Annotated in this window: 16 protein-coding genes; 11 read left to right on the top strand and 5 right to left on the bottom strand. The window is 69.7% G+C overall.

Going from position 1 to position 13,527, the window contains the following annotated elements:
• Nucleotides 1-446: 446 nt before the first annotated feature.
• Together ACZ5PB_RS41045 and ACZ5PB_RS41040 are read right to left on the bottom strand one after the other, a co-directional pair.
• On the bottom strand, nt 447-575 hold the full coding sequence (locus tag ACZ5PB_RS41045) for a hypothetical protein (protein ID WP_468698609.1): 129 nt from the start codon (nt 573-575) through the stop codon (nt 447-449).
• A 186-nt stretch (nt 576-761) separates the two neighbouring features.
• Entirely contained in the window at nt 762-1,493 is a 732-nt protein-coding gene (locus tag ACZ5PB_RS41040) for a GntR family transcriptional regulator (RefSeq protein WP_358478192.1), read from the bottom strand.
• Nucleotides 1,494-1,680: 187 nt separating this feature from the next.
• Between ACZ5PB_RS41040 and ACZ5PB_RS41035 the strand changes: the two genes are divergently transcribed.
• From ACZ5PB_RS41035 to ACZ5PB_RS40985, 11 genes are all read left to right on the top strand, one after another.
• Complete coding sequence (locus ACZ5PB_RS41035; protein WP_468698644.1) at nt 1,681-2,319, top strand: WhiB family transcriptional regulator; 639 nt, start codon at nt 1,681-1,683, stop codon at nt 2,317-2,319.
• On the top strand, nt 2,316-2,600 hold the full coding sequence (locus tag ACZ5PB_RS41030) for a hypothetical protein (protein ID WP_468698608.1): 285 nt from the start codon (nt 2,316-2,318) through the stop codon (nt 2,598-2,600). Before ACZ5PB_RS41035 ends, ACZ5PB_RS41030 begins: the two co-directional genes overlap by 4 nt.
• Nucleotides 2,597-4,141: a DUF2637 domain-containing protein gene (locus ACZ5PB_RS41025; RefSeq protein ID WP_468698606.1), complete on the top strand. Its 1,545-nt coding sequence runs from the start codon at nt 2,597-2,599 to the stop codon at nt 4,139-4,141. Before ACZ5PB_RS41030 ends, ACZ5PB_RS41025 begins: the two co-directional genes overlap by 4 nt.
• 63 nt (nt 4,142-4,204) lie before the next feature.
• The gene (locus tag ACZ5PB_RS41020; RefSeq protein ID WP_468698604.1) at nt 4,205-4,378 is read left to right on the top strand and encodes a hypothetical protein; all 174 of its coding nucleotides are present in this window, start codon (nt 4,205-4,207) and stop codon (nt 4,376-4,378) included.
• The gene (locus ACZ5PB_RS41015) at nt 4,375-5,412 is read left to right on the top strand and encodes an ICP22 family protein (protein ID WP_468698602.1); all 1,038 of its coding nucleotides are present in this window, start codon (nt 4,375-4,377) and stop codon (nt 5,410-5,412) included. Before ACZ5PB_RS41020 ends, ACZ5PB_RS41015 begins: the two co-directional genes overlap by 4 nt.
• 9 nt (nt 5,413-5,421) lie before the next feature.
• Nucleotides 5,422-5,862 (top strand): hypothetical protein, encoded by a 441-nt coding sequence (locus tag ACZ5PB_RS41010; protein WP_468698600.1) that lies wholly within the window; start codon nt 5,422-5,424, stop codon nt 5,860-5,862.
• Nucleotides 5,859-6,683, top strand: coding sequence for a hypothetical protein (locus ACZ5PB_RS41005; protein WP_468698599.1), 825 nt, complete (start codon nt 5,859-5,861; stop codon nt 6,681-6,683). The genes ACZ5PB_RS41010 and ACZ5PB_RS41005 overlap by 4 nt, the downstream gene beginning before the upstream one ends.
• A 384-nt stretch (nt 6,684-7,067) precedes the next feature.
• Complete coding sequence (locus ACZ5PB_RS41000) at nt 7,068-7,196, top strand: hypothetical protein (protein ID WP_468698598.1); 129 nt, start codon at nt 7,068-7,070, stop codon at nt 7,194-7,196.
• A 217-nt stretch (nt 7,197-7,413) separates the two neighbouring features.
• Nucleotides 7,414-7,914, top strand: a complete 501-nt coding sequence (locus ACZ5PB_RS40995; RefSeq protein ID WP_468698597.1) for a hypothetical protein — start codon at nt 7,414-7,416, stop codon at nt 7,912-7,914.
• A gap of 32 nt (nt 7,915-7,946) precedes the next feature.
• On the top strand, nt 7,947-8,471 hold the full coding sequence (locus ACZ5PB_RS40990) for a hypothetical protein (RefSeq protein WP_468698595.1): 525 nt from the start codon (nt 7,947-7,949) through the stop codon (nt 8,469-8,471).
• A gap of 249 nt (nt 8,472-8,720) precedes the next feature.
• The gene (locus ACZ5PB_RS40985) at nt 8,721-9,710 is read left to right on the top strand and encodes a hypothetical protein (RefSeq protein ID WP_468698594.1); all 990 of its coding nucleotides are present in this window, start codon (nt 8,721-8,723) and stop codon (nt 9,708-9,710) included.
• A gap of 951 nt (nt 9,711-10,661) precedes the next feature.
• Here ACZ5PB_RS40985 and ACZ5PB_RS40980 read toward each other — a convergent pair.
• The 3 genes from ACZ5PB_RS40980 to ACZ5PB_RS40970 form a co-directional block, all read right to left on the bottom strand.
• Nucleotides 10,662-10,826: a hypothetical protein gene (locus ACZ5PB_RS40980; RefSeq protein WP_468698592.1), complete on the bottom strand. Its 165-nt coding sequence runs from the start codon at nt 10,824-10,826 to the stop codon at nt 10,662-10,664.
• Between the two features lie 314 nt (nt 10,827-11,140).
• Entirely contained in the window at nt 11,141-11,554 is a 414-nt protein-coding gene (locus tag ACZ5PB_RS40975) for a hypothetical protein (protein ID WP_468698590.1), read from the bottom strand.
• 406 nt (nt 11,555-11,960) lie between these two features.
• The gene (locus tag ACZ5PB_RS40970; RefSeq protein ID WP_468698588.1) at nt 11,961-12,578 is read right to left on the bottom strand and encodes a hypothetical protein; all 618 of its coding nucleotides are present in this window, start codon (nt 12,576-12,578) and stop codon (nt 11,961-11,963) included.
• Nucleotides 12,579-13,527 lie beyond the last annotated feature (949 nt).

Genomic DNA, 13,527 nt, shown 5'->3' with positions numbered 1-13,527 from the left:
GGGGGTGAGCACGAGGTGTGGCCCCTGCTCGTCAAGGGGTCTCGGCGGAAGCCGGTCAAGGGGAGACCACGAAAGCGCTGCCCGCGATGGCGGCCCCGCGCCGGAGAGCCGGCCTGGGAAGAGGACACACAGCGTGGCGCCGGCATCACGGACGGGCGAAAAACCACCGCCTTCGGCGTGCTTCGGTGGTGCCCGAGCTGACAAAGGGCATGGGTGTACTGCAAGATGGACCCCGTTCTCCCGGGTCGCCCCGGGAAACGACGAACCCCTTCGGGGGGATTGCTGCTGGAGGGCAGTGATTGCCGGACCATTTCGGTCTGGCCCTCGCTCAAACTGGGCTGCTAACCCAGGACTGAGCGGTGACGGCCGGCGGAGGAGCCGCTAACTCCGAAGCCGGCGGAGAGGGGCGAGGAGCAGCCTTTGCTAGAGGCGCCCGCCCGGAAGACCTACAACATCCTCAACTCCCCCTTCCAGGGGGTTTTCGTGTTTCTGGGCCCGGTCTCGCCGGGCAGCTCCCACGGCAGCGCCGCGCCCGGCGCGGTGGAACCGCTCGGGGGCTGTGCGGTGCTGGTCATGGGAGAACCGCCTTCTCGGTTCGCTGGGCCCGTACTCGGCGCTGTGCGCCGGGGCCCAGGTGAGGCGTATTGGATCAAGCGGAAGTCACCCTATCCCCTGATGGCCGCCGCGCACACGCACTCGGCGGGTTGTCCCGTCGACGTTGAAAAGTCCGGGCAAAAACGGATAGTTGGCGCGGAAGGTAACTAACTACCGCCCTCTGTGAGGATGGTCACCCGATCTGCTCGTACTACCGTCAACAGGTACGAAGTAGGCCGTTCGTTGACGTACCCCACTCTGCGGATCTCCAGGACCGTGAGGCCATGCCCTCGCAGCAGCCGGTTCTCCTCGGCCGCTGCCGGCCGCGCGCTCCAGCGACTGCGGTGCCCGGTCTCCTGGCCGGTGCCACCGGTGATGAACGGTGCCACGGTGACGGCGTGATCGCCGCTGCCCGAGTCGAGCGCCTCTGCGGTGAGCAGCGTCTGCGTCGCCCAGGGGGTCCCGGCGTGAAGCAGGAGGGCCTGGCTCTCGAAGAGCCGCGCGCTGGGCGAGAGCAGAAGTGCCTCGGCGGCCTGCTGGTTCACGACTCGGGTGCCGGCGTGGAAGTCGACGTGCCCGAGGTTCTCGGTGTCGACCGGCCGGAGATGCCCGGCGCCGGAGATCCGCACTTCCAGGTGCGGGAACGACTGCAGGACGCGGGTGCGGCGCCTGGGCGCCATCTCGACCAGGCCCTCGACCTCGAGTAGGCGTAGCGCCTGCCCCATCGTGTTCTGCGCGACGCCGTACTTCTCGGCGAGCTCCCGCTGGCCGGGTAGTGCCTCGCCGGCGGCGTACGTTCCCGCCGAGATGTCGGCGCGCAGTGCTGCCGCGGCGCGTTCGTGCGGGTGATGGGACGTCATGCCCACATCTTGCCGCACCAGCCACTGCTGCTTCGTCATGTGTGATCGACCGCCTTCTCCTTGACGTGATCGGCATCCCCGTGCATGATCTGACTCAACTGACGCAGTCAGTTAAGTCAGATGGCGCGTGAAAAGCAAGCGACCCCCGGGGCTGGTCCCCCCGGAGGTCGCGAACGCGCCTCACCACCCACCAGAGCGTCACAGGAGATGAGATCGCGTGAACACCATGATGGCAGCACGCCCGCCGGCTTCCCGCCCCGTCCGGGGCACTGACGAGGCCAGCATCGCCCAGTTCGTCGCCGCCACTGACCCGCTCGACAGCCTCGTCGCCGCCGGATTCCTCGACCGGCAGGACGGCCACTACGTCGCGCAGGAACTGCGCACCCGGCAGCTGCGACAGGCGATGAAGTACTCGGTCTGCCTCGCCACCGACCCCGACCCGAACCACTTCTACCAGGAGGACGAGGAGCCGGACGCTGACTGGCACCGCCGCGGCGCCCAGACGGTACGCGACTACTGCTCCGTATGCCCGGTGCGCGCCGCGTGCGCCGAGCTTGCGCTCCGCGAGGGCGACACCGACGGCATCCGCGGCGGCCTGACCCCCGAGAAGCGCATGCGCCGGCTTGCCATGGAGCGCGACCGGCTCGACCGGGCCCTGGCCGAGGACCAGCGTGCCGCTCAGGAGCAGCAGGCCCGCATCGCCGCGGCGCGCGAGGTACAGCGGCTGGCCAGCCAGTACCTCGGCTCGTCCGGCAAGCCCCACAACCGACAGCAGAACCTGGAGAACATCCGCCAGGCTGCCCAGCGCCGCCAGGAGCTCGTCGCGTCGCACCGACGCACCGCCGGCTGGACGGTGGCGGCATGAGCGAGGCCAGCTACGAAGCCACCTGCACCCGAGCTCTGGTCAGCGCCTACGCCCACAGCGGCGGCGTCCTCTTACTGCCCGTCCTCGTGCCGGCCGACGCCGAGGCGCCCGCCATTCACCCGTTGACCGTGTTGCTCCTCGGCGAGATCCAGCGCCTCACCGCCGAGCGCGACGCCTTCAAGACCTGGGTCATCCACGACCCCACCCCACCCCGCGACACCGTGCTGCGCGCCCGCGCCGCCGACGCGGCCGGCAACCTCGCCCGGAGGGACTCCCCGTGACACCCGACCTCGCCCCCCAGGGCGTGGACCTCGCTGAACTCCTCGGCAGCTGGCAGTTCGTCCTCGGCACGCTCGTTCTCACCCTCGGCCCGGCGATCGCCCTGCGCCGGCGCCGCATTGCCCTGGCCACGCTCACTGACGTCGAGCGCGCCGCGGCCGCTGACCGCCGCGGGCGCCGGTTCGAGGACCTTCTCACCGTCGTCATCGCCGCGGCCGCGGCCGCTCTGTCGGCCACCGGTCTGCGCCGGGTCGGTCACCACCAGATGGGCCTGGACGCCCCGTTCGACCTCCTGCCCTTCGTCGCGCTCGACGTCGCGGCGATGGTCTGCGGCCGTCGCGCCCGCCGTCGCGCCCGCGACGGCGAAGGGCCGGGCCTGTCCGGCGCGCTCTTCTGGACTCTGGCCGGCATCAGCTCGGTCTTCTCCGCGTCCGAAGCCGACTCCCTCCTCGGCGGCGCCGTCCGCGCGGTGTGGCCAGTCCTGGCCGCCGTGCTCTGGGAGATCGGCTCGCTCGAGGAGCGCCGCGCCGCCCGCAACAAGGGCGGACGCCCCGACCGACGCATCGCCCTGGTGCGCCTGCTCCACCCCGTCGAGGCCTTCCGCGTCGCGCTGCTGCTCGCCGCCCGCCAGGACCTGGCCCAAGAGGAGGCCACCGCCGAGGTCCGCATCTCCCGGGCCGCCTACCGCTGGTACCGGCTGCGCCGTGCCCAGGACGCGGTCAAGCGGGCCGGCGGGATGACCCGCTGGGCATACCGCCTCGCCGAGATGCATGCCGACGGCCGTGCTCAGGATGCCAGCGAGCGAGCGGGATGCTCCGACCCCATCATCCTCAAGCGTGTCGTCGCCCGGCTGCAGTTGCGGGTTCGCCAGTCCGACATTGCCGGGATGAACCTGCGGAATCCCGCTGCGTTCGAGGGCATCCTCACCACGCTGATCGGCACCATCCCGACCATGCCATCCCAGGCTGCCGACCCCCATCCCGCTTCCTCATCCCGCCCGGCTGATGAGGAAGAACAGCAGGTCACCGTAGGGATGGGCCAGGGGGAAGGGCCTGAGGACGACATCGACGAGGAGGAAGACGACTCGCCGGACCCGGACGACGAAACCGAGCGGGATGCTGACTCGGCCGCGGACTGGAAGACCGACGAGGAAGTCATGGCCGCCTTCGTCCAGACCGTCCCGCTCAAGGACGACGGCACGTTCGCCTGGGGCATCAACAAGTGCGCCGAGGCCCTCAACATCGGCAACCGGCGGGCCAAGAAGTTCCTGAGGACCCAAGCGGAATGGCTGCCCAAGGCCCTGGCGGACCATCCCGCCGCGCACGGAACCGACAGCGCGGAGCCGGACCACTTCGACCAGGCCCTCGCCGTCGCCAACGAGCAGCAGCAGCCGGCCGCCCACCCCCAAGGCCTCCAGCCCGTCCCGGCGCCGGCCGGTCGGCAGCCGCTCGAAGAGCTCCTCCGTCTCGACCTGACCGTGGGCGACCACTTCGAGGAGCACGACAGCGGTCTCCTCGTTCCCGCCGCCGGCAGCCGACTCTGACGCCCCGCTCCGCAGGGCGCCCCCCCGCAGGGCTGCCCGCGAGCACGACCGTGAGGACCACACATGTCCGTCATCACCTTCGACCAGCACGTCAATGAGGCCCTCGCCCTCATCGCCCCGGCCCGCCGTCCGGCGACCGCCATCCGTCCGGCCCGATCCGCGGGCGCGCCGCAGCACGGCAGGCCCCGCCTCGCCCTTGTGCGGCTCCCCTCCTCCCACGAGGGGAGCCGGAAGTGACCACGAACCCCTCCACCCGCGACCGAGCCGGCAGGGCGCACACCGACGCCCCCGAGAGCGAACCGACCCAGAACGCAGGGTCGGGCAGCGGCACGCCGGACGACGAAACGCGGCTGCGCCGCCTCCTGCACCGCGTCGGCGTCCGCCCGCTCGGCCACGCCGAGCAGGAGCCCGAGCCGACCGCGGATCGCTCCGGCCAGGACACGGAGTCCGCCGGTGCCCCCCGCCGGATCTCGATGTCACCCGGCGGACGACTGCCCGTGCCCGGCCAGACCATTGACCTCACCGACCTCCCGGAGCATCAGGACCCGGCGGCCGACGAGCCGGTGCCTGCCGAGGACGAGGAGGCCGGTGCTGACCCGACAAGGCCCTCGGAGGGGCAGGCCGGGGGTGAGCCGGCGAAGAGCACATGGCCGCCCGGTGTCTCCTGGCGCCGGCGCAAGGACGACGACCAGACCGAGGGCCCGCACGCCGCTGATGCGGACGGAGATCTCCCGGGTCCGGAGGGCGGCGACCCCGACTGGTTCCGCGTACGGAAGACCGCCGATCCGCAGGCACTGGGGCCGGACTCCTACGAGGTGCACAACCACTACTACGGCACCGGCCAGGAGCTGTCGGCACCCGCAGGGGAGAGGACCGGCCTGGCTGGCCCGGGCCGCAACCGAACCTCCCTCACCGCCTGGTGGGCGTCGCTCACACCGTGGCAGCGGTTCATCCTCCACAACGGATCCGCCGCAACCGCCGGCGCCTGGGGCTGGGGCCTGCTCACCGGCCAGTGGGACACCGGCCTGCCTCAGTGGACGCTCGCCGTTATGCACGACGCCGCGGCCAGCAGCGACGAGCCCTCCCTCCCGTTCATCGTCGGCGGCGGCGTGATCCTGCTCGCCGCGGTCGGCGGCGGCATCGTCACCGCCTTCGTGGAGAGGTGGCTGTACCGGCTGCCCTCGTTCTGCGCCGCAGTCCGCTACCTCACCCACATCCCGGCCGCCTCCGCCGGCATCGCCGTCCTGCTCTACTCCGCCCCCACCATCTAAGGGACACCCGTGACCAGCCTGCTCGCCGCCGGGGCCGGAACCAGCGCCCTCGGCCCGATGTCCGCCACCGCCGTCAGCGTCATCCTGATCGTCCTGATCATCTACGGCATCTGGGGCAAGGGAAAGAAGAAGCTGGCCCGAGGCCCGGCCCAGGCCGTCGGCTTTTTCGCCGAGCTCGCCTTCCTGCGTGCCGACAACTGGCCCCATGACCTGGGCACCGCCATCCAGGACGTCCCGCGCCAGATCGCCGCGAACCCCGACCTCGGGGCCATCGGCATGACCGCCGTGGTCGTCATCCTGCTCGTACTGTCAGCCTTCGCCCCCATCGTGCCGTTCACCGGCGTCCTGTGGGGGATGTTCACCGCGGCCGCCATGACGGCAGCGCAGGGGTCCGCCTGGCGGGTGATCATCTCCGTCGCCACCGCCGGCCTCTCCCTGGTGGGCGCATGACCGCCAAGCCGGCCAAGACGAACCCCGCCAAAGGGGAACGGCCGAAGACCAGGCTGGAGCACATCCCCTTCGTGCGCGAGGTGCCCGTGGTGGCCAGGGCCGCCATGGTCGCCCTGCGTTATGTGGGAGCTTGGCTGCGCGCCGGCGACCAGGAGAGTGGCGGGTTTTTCGTCCGCCTCGGCGCGCTCGGCATCGCCGGCTACATCGCTCTCTACTTCACGGAGAAGCACCCAGGGCTCTGGTACATCTACGGCGCCACCGGACTCGTCGTCGTCACGACCGTCGCCGTCCGCACGGGACTGTCGGCGGGCCGCACGGTGACGGACCTGGAAGCCGCGCACACCACCGCCGAGGAAGAGACGCAGGGGAACGACACCGCAAACGATCATGAAACGCCGGGGGAGCAGGACTCCGAAGCGACGACGCCCCAGGCCACCTCGGCCGAAGCCGAGGCCGCCTTCGCGGTGTTCGTCGAGCACAGCGTCGCCTTCGCTGTCCGCCAGGGCCGCAGGGGCGTCCACACCGACACCCTCCTCAAACGGATCCACCAGGAGAGGATGCTGGCCGACTGGACGGAGCCCATGCTCAGGCAGAAGTGCAAAGCCCTCGACATCCCCGTCCGAACCCAGATGGGCATCCAGGGGAGGAACTACTTCGGGGTGCACATCGCCGACCTCGAGCAGGCTCTCGGCCGGCCGCTTCGGATCCCCGCCCAGCTGGTCCCCGACCTCACCCCGAACGCCCCCGCCGCGCCGCCTGTCGAGCCCCCCGCTCCACCCGCCGAAGTGGCCTTCCTCGAGGCCCCTGCGGACGTCGACTGAGCGCTCTGTCCGGGAGCTCCCTCGGCCACCGGCCAGAGAGGGCTCCCGGGCCGCCGAAGTCCCCCTCGGCCAGCTGCCGCTCCCCTCCCCCGCAGAGGCTCAGCCGGCCATCTATCGGACGCATCTACGATCGTCTGACCTGCGGATCTATCCCAACAGTAGAGGCATCTACTGCTCCATCTATCGTCCCCTACCGGCTCGTTCCCGCAGCACAGCACGCGGTCGCCCGCTACCGTCGAACCACACTGTGCAGGACCGGCGGAAGGGGAGCCCGCGGTGGCGTGGCGGTACGAGTGCGGCGTATGCGGAGTTACGACCGGGTGGCTGCCGAAAGACCAGGCCTCGGCCAAGCGGGACGAACACCGAGACACGGTCCACACCGGCATGGTCCCAGTGCTGGAAGTCTTCGAGTCCAATGCCAAGTCCATCGCCAAGGACCCGGCCGCGCTGCGCATGTGGGCAGCCATCGCCATCGTCTGTCTGATCGCGTGGCTCACCCAGACCAACCGCTGACAGGCGACCACCACGCACCGCCCGGCCACGGCCCTGGCTAGAGCGTTCCGAACTTCACAGCGATAGGACGCGGTCCAGCCCCAACTCATTGTTGCGTATCAGGCTTTCGCTATGTAGATTGTGGCTCACGGAGAAAGTTTCCGCGTCCGTGTCACACGCCGCTCGCTCACAACACCTGTAAGAGACGAGCGCACCCACACCTCGTCTGGAGATCATCGTGACCACGCCCCGCACTCTGACGCTCGGCGCGGCCATAACGGCCGCCCTCCTGACCCTCACTGGCTGCGCCAGCGGCACCATCGAGCACGGTGAGGTCATCGACAAGCGCCACTCCGGCCGCTGGATCCCTGAGTACGAGGACGTCTACCGCGAGAACTGCACGACGATCCGCAAGAGCTCCTTCACCACCACCGCCTTCGCTGGCCGCAGCGGCGGATCCGGCGGCGGAAAGTCCGGCAGTGGAAAGTCGACCGGCGGTAAGACCGGCTCGTCAGGCCGAACCGGCAGGAGCAACCCGGACACCAGCAGCTCCTCCGGCGGTACGGGCAACAGCTCACAGCCGAGCAAGCAGTGCGAGCGCCAGTACGTCGGCCAGAAGCAGACCGGCCGGCACTGGCAGGGCAAGTGGGAGCTCAAACTCCGTGACGGCGACCGGACCGGCTGGATCACGGTCTCCCATACCACCTACAACGACACCGACCTCCATGACCACATCTGACCGACGCCGACGACCCGCGAGGAAGATCCGTCATGCCTGACGCACCCGAATACACGCCGTACAGCGTCTACGTGCTGGAGCCGCACCCTGATTGGGTGACCGCCGAGAACGGCCACATCCCGATCGAAGCCATTGCCGAGCGCGTCTACGGCAAGCCGTACAGCTCGCTGTGCGGATGTCGGCGGGACGACGAGCACATCGGCAATGACAGCGTGAAGCTGTACGAACTCACCTCCGACGGTGACTACCTGGAAGCACTCGAAGCGTTCGACGACACCGAGGTGTATCTGGGCTGGGACTCCAGTACCCGCGAGAGCGTCCGCAAGACCGGCATGACTGAGCTGGACTACTGGCTGAGCATCCGGATCGCCGACGAGAACACTCCGGCCACCGTTGAGGCGAACCCGCCGGAAACGCAAGACCTTGAGAACGCCGTGTTCGAGGACCGATTCTTCGCCGATCGCGCCTTCTCCCCGTCGCTGAAACTGATCCTGGCCGATCTCATCCGTCGCGGCGAACTCCCGCGCGGCGACTTCCTGTTCCGGCACTGGTGGTGACCGAAACGGGACGAGGACCGACGCCACAGAGCCCCGGTGGAGCACGACTGGCCCTCTTCCCTGGCGATCCGCTGCCACGCGACCAGTTACCCACCCAGCACACCCACCCCCGACGACGTCCGATGCGGGGCCACCACCTGGTGGCCCCGCATGTTTCAAGGCCGACTCCATCGTGACCCCGCCCGCACCCAACGCGCGGGTTGACCAAGCCCCGCTCACCCGCTACCAGCCACCCTGAAGGGAAGCCCTATGCCCATCGGCCACCACCCCGAACACGCTGTAGACGCGTACCAGGATGAACGCCCGTCCATCACCCGCCTCATCCTCGAAGCACGGTGGGCGCACTACCGCCTCACCGACGCTCTCGAACACGACCCCGACAGCAACGGCGTCCCCGCCCTGCGCCGCCTCAAGCTCCTGCACGCCGGCGCGCTCGTCGACGTCCTTGCCCTGCGCACCCGAGACCCCGACCTCTACGAAGCCGCCCGCGACCACGGCGCCGCCCTCCGCGAGGTCGACGGCCTGGCCCTCGACGACCGCCCCCACAACGGTCTCGACCACCTGCGAGCCCAGTACGCCCGGCTCCACCACCACACCCACCGCGACGCACGCCGAGTACCCCACGCCGCTGACGAGTCTCTGCCGACCAAGCGCCCCTTCCGCCGACCCGGCCCCCGGCTCGTCCGCCAGATGCTCGACACCTACGCCTGGGCCCACCTCGGCCTCACTCCCCGCTTCCCCGCCGTCGACGTGGCCAGCGAACAACGGCGACACCTCATGACTCGCGGGCTCCTACTCGACTGGGCCGCCACCGCGGCACCAGCCGACAACGCAGCAGCGGCAGCAGCGGCCACCGCCGGCCACGCCCTGCGAGCCCTCGACCGCCGACCCGCGCTGAACGATCTCCGTGCCCGCGCCTACCTCCGGGATGCCTTCCGCGACTTCGACGACCAAGACGAAGACGACGCCCCGCACCCTCTCGACTGCGCAGGGCGCTGCGACGGCACCGGCGAAGTCCTCACCGTGCTCACCTGGGAGCACCACGGCGACGACAGCTACACCGCCGTCCACCAGGAGCCGATCCTCTGCCTTGGCGCCCCCGTCGCCCACGCCCCAGACTGCGCCCCCTGCGGTGGACGCGGCTTCACCTACACGACCGGCTACCGCGAGCTCTGCCTCGACGGGCGCATCTCCGACGGCGACCCCGTCGCTGCCACCGCGACGCCGCAGGGAGCATGACCCCACGGCGCCAGGGGCGACCAGAACCGCCGGCGTCGAGCTGCACGCCGCACCTGCTCAGACGCCGGCCGTCCCGGGGCCGCTCCCGCGGACTGTGATTTCTCTCCCTCTCGGGTCGGGGGAGAGAAATCTCCCCCAGGCGGCAGCGGAGAAATCTCTCCCCCCCGACGGCAACGGAGAAGTCCTCCCAAAGGAGGGAGATTTCTCTCCCCCGGTAGAGCCCAGCCGCCGGGGGGTGATTTCTCTCCCCTCCTTCAATTCCGGAGGGGAGAGAAATCACCCTCCGGCGGAAGACAGGACTCGGCCCAGCAGAACACCGCCAGAGGCCACCTTGCCCTACAACATGCCCCACAACATGCCCTCCAACTTGCTCTACAGCTTGCCTTTCAACTTGCCCTCCAACTTGCCCCCACGCTGTGCCCTCGACATGGAAACCCGCACTTCAGGGGAACGGTCAAGGGGTTTTGGGCGCGCCGACTACTTCTCTACGAGACCCCCAAGGGCACTGAGGACATCAGCGAAGAGCCACAGGCGAACGACAGGAAGGAGGAAGCCGGCGGAGAGCGAGGAGGAAGCGAGACGGAAGGGGAGAGGGACAGAGCAGGAGGAGCGAGGGAGAGCCGAGCGCGGGAGAGCAGGCGGAAGGACAACAGCAAGCGAGACGAAGAGGCTGAAGAGCGGAAGAGCCGAAGGGAAGGAACAGCCGAAGCAGACAAGACGACGCGACACAGATGACCATGAAACACGGAAACAGACAGGCAGACGGAAGCGGGAAGGCCCAGGGAGCGTGAGCACGAGCAAGGCAGAGCCGACGACGGATCGAGAGGGTCGGGGAGTTGAGCCGGTCGCCGAAGGGCACGGAACGCAAGCGGCCCCGCCCAGCGAGACGCTGAGCGGGGCGCGAGCAAGGGGGGGTGGGAGGGGCGCGCCGCGAGGGCTCGGCACGCGAGGCTACGCGGCTCGTCGCAGCATTCGCCGGGCGGCGGCCCGGCCGCTGGAGCCGACGCGCTCCGCCGCGTGAAGTCGCAGCGCCCGCGCCCGCGTGAATGCGGCGGCGGCCTCGGCGTCGCCTGCCGCCGCGCGGGCGAGCAACTCAAGGATCTTGCTGTCAGTCATCGGAGGGCCCTTTCAATCGCAACGGCTTGTCCATCACATGGGCGGGGCTTGCGCCGTCCGGCCCGACGGCTGTTATCGGCACTGGGGGTGGACTTCCGCGACGGCGTTCGAGAGCGCGCGCGAAGCATCCATTGAGATTTTGAAGCTGACCAGGGTAAGGAAGATCGCGACGGCACCCAGCATGGCGCCCAAGAGGAGTCCGGCCCGGCGGCCGACCCTGCGGTTCATCATTGCTCCCACTTCCTAGCTCCTGAGGGTGGCGAGTAGAGATGCGGCCGGGTGCCGCGCCCCCCGGCGGGCGGCGCGGCCGACAGCTAGAACCAAGACGCCTTGCAGCCGGAGTCGTCGCGGGCGATGTCTCGCAGCTCGGACAGTTCGCCGCGTGTACCGCATTCGACACACGTGCCGACCTGCTGGTCGCCGTCGGCCTGGAAGTCGTCGATGAGAATGATGTGCGGCCGGGCGATGGGGGTCTTGATTGTGGACACGATCAGACCGGGCTCGGGGCGTGCAGCCGCACGCCGTGCGAAGTAGTCCAGGCGTTCCTGGATGTCCTCCAGGTCCTGCTCGGCCCATATCCAGGCCAGTCGCTCCAGGGAGCCGGGCTCCCCGTAGGGGAGCCCCGTCTCCGGGCACACCGCCGGTTCCTCAGTCTTGGGGCGCGTTACCGACATCTCGATGGCGGACGGGGCGGCCTTCGTCGAGCGGCGGCGGAGCAGGGCGAACATGGGATCTCCCAGAGTTTGGCGCTGATGTGACCGGTTGATGCGACTAGTGTACATAATGAAAGCTAGATACGCAACATGTGGCGGTGGTGGCCCGGCCCCGGCCCCGGCCCCGGGGGTGGGGGTGGTGTGGGGCTGGGGGCCGGGCCGGGGGGCGCGGGCGGGCTTGGGGGGTGGGTCCGTCCTGCCCTGGTCTGTGGGCGCGCGGGGCCGGGTGGTGGGGCCGGGCGGGCGGGGGCCTGGCCGCCGCGCCCGAGCTACGGCGCTCCGCCTGGGGGCCGGCGGTCGGTGGGTGGGTGTGGGTGCCCGGCCCCGGCCCTGTGGAGGGGGGTGTGGGGGCCTGGGGCCGGGCTGTGGGCGCGGGCGGCCCTCCGGGGGGTTGGAGGGCTGCCCTGCCCTGGTCGGGTGGTCAGGCGGCCTTGTAGCCGTTCAGCTTCTCGACGAGCGCCGCGCGCTGGATCATGAGGGCCTGGACCTTGGCGTCGAGCTGACCGATCGCGGTCTCGGTGGCCTCGGCGCGCTTGCCGTCGAGGAACTTGGCGTAGGCGGCCTCACGGGCCGGGGTGTCCTTGTCGGCCTGGTAGACCTTGACCAGACCGGTCACCATGTCCCGGACCTTCTCGAACGTCTCCTTGTAGGCGTTCTCGGCCGGGGCGCTGGTCGGGTAGGCCGCGCCGAGGACGGGCTTGCGGAAGCGCACGAGACCGTCGGTGTCGTCGCCGGTCAGGTCCGCCGGGTTGATCAGGTGGGAGCCGACGACGTACGGCAGCTCGCCGTCACCGAGCATCGGCGCGTCGGTCCGGCCGTGCCGGTCCTCCGGGCTGCCCTTGCCGAACTGGACGTTCAGCAGACCGGCGGTCTTCGGGAACAGCTCCCAGTTCGGGTGGACCACGACCACGCCGATCGGGAACACGCTGTCCTGGAAGACCTGGGACAGGTCGTAGACGGCCTCGCCGTTCTCGCCGGTCTCGACCTCGTAGGCGTAGGTGTTACCGGCCGGGCTGGTGAACGTCTTGGTACCGGACATGAAGATCCCCTCCAACAGGGCTCAGGTGGTGTGGTTTCTCGGCCGGTTCTTCGTTCCCCCGACCTCGTGATAACTACAGTACACAACGAAAGCCCATTGCGCAACAACGGAACGGGATCACCCCTCCACGCTCAACCAAACACACTCCCAACTAGAAACCTCACCCCCCGACCCGCACCCCCGCGACCGGACCGCACCCCGCCCAACCCTCACCGTCCACCCCCGCCCCGAACCCCACGCACCCCACCCCCACGCACCCCACCCCCCCCGGAACCCGCGCACGCGAATCTAACGCCACTCGGAAAGCCGCCCGGCCGCACGGGGGCGAATCTAACGTCCAACCCGTGTGCGACGATTAAAGCGGCCCGGATCTAACGCCACCGACGCGTGCGAATCTAACGCCCCGACAGTCCGGGAGTGGGTGAATCTAACGCGCCCCCCACGGGGGTCCAGGATCGCCGTACGCGGCCCCTTGGAATTCACCCCCGGGACTCCCCTTCCCGACCCGCCCAGACGCCTGTAGGCTGCTGCTACAGCCCACACAGGAACGGCCCGGTCCCACTGGACGGACCCAAGGGCCGGGGGAGCGGAACCCCCGTCAATTCCCGCCGCTCAGCTTGAATTTCAAGGGCTCAAGCCGTTAGAATGATCAGGCAGCACGGGAAATCAGGATCACCCGCAGAGAAACACCACCGGGACAACCTGAAAGCCCGTCGAGAAACCACAGAAAAGGCCCGCCAGGACCACGAGGGAACCCCTCCCACCTAGCCAGCCATTCTCTGACCTTAACCCCCGGAAAGCAGCACCGAATTCGAGACCGCACCACCGCCGGCCCCCGGCCCGCCCCGCGGGCCGGCTCCACGGCCGGCCCCTCGGGCCGGCCGGTCAGCGCTCTGCGCTGACGGTCTTTCAGAAGGCGCTCTGCGCCTTCTGTACCCGCTCCGCGGGG

The organism is Streptomyces sp. NPDC032721 (genome assembly GCF_055579625.1).
Note: the sequence above shows the minus strand (reverse complement) of the source record. Positions and strands in the feature narration are given on the sequence as shown.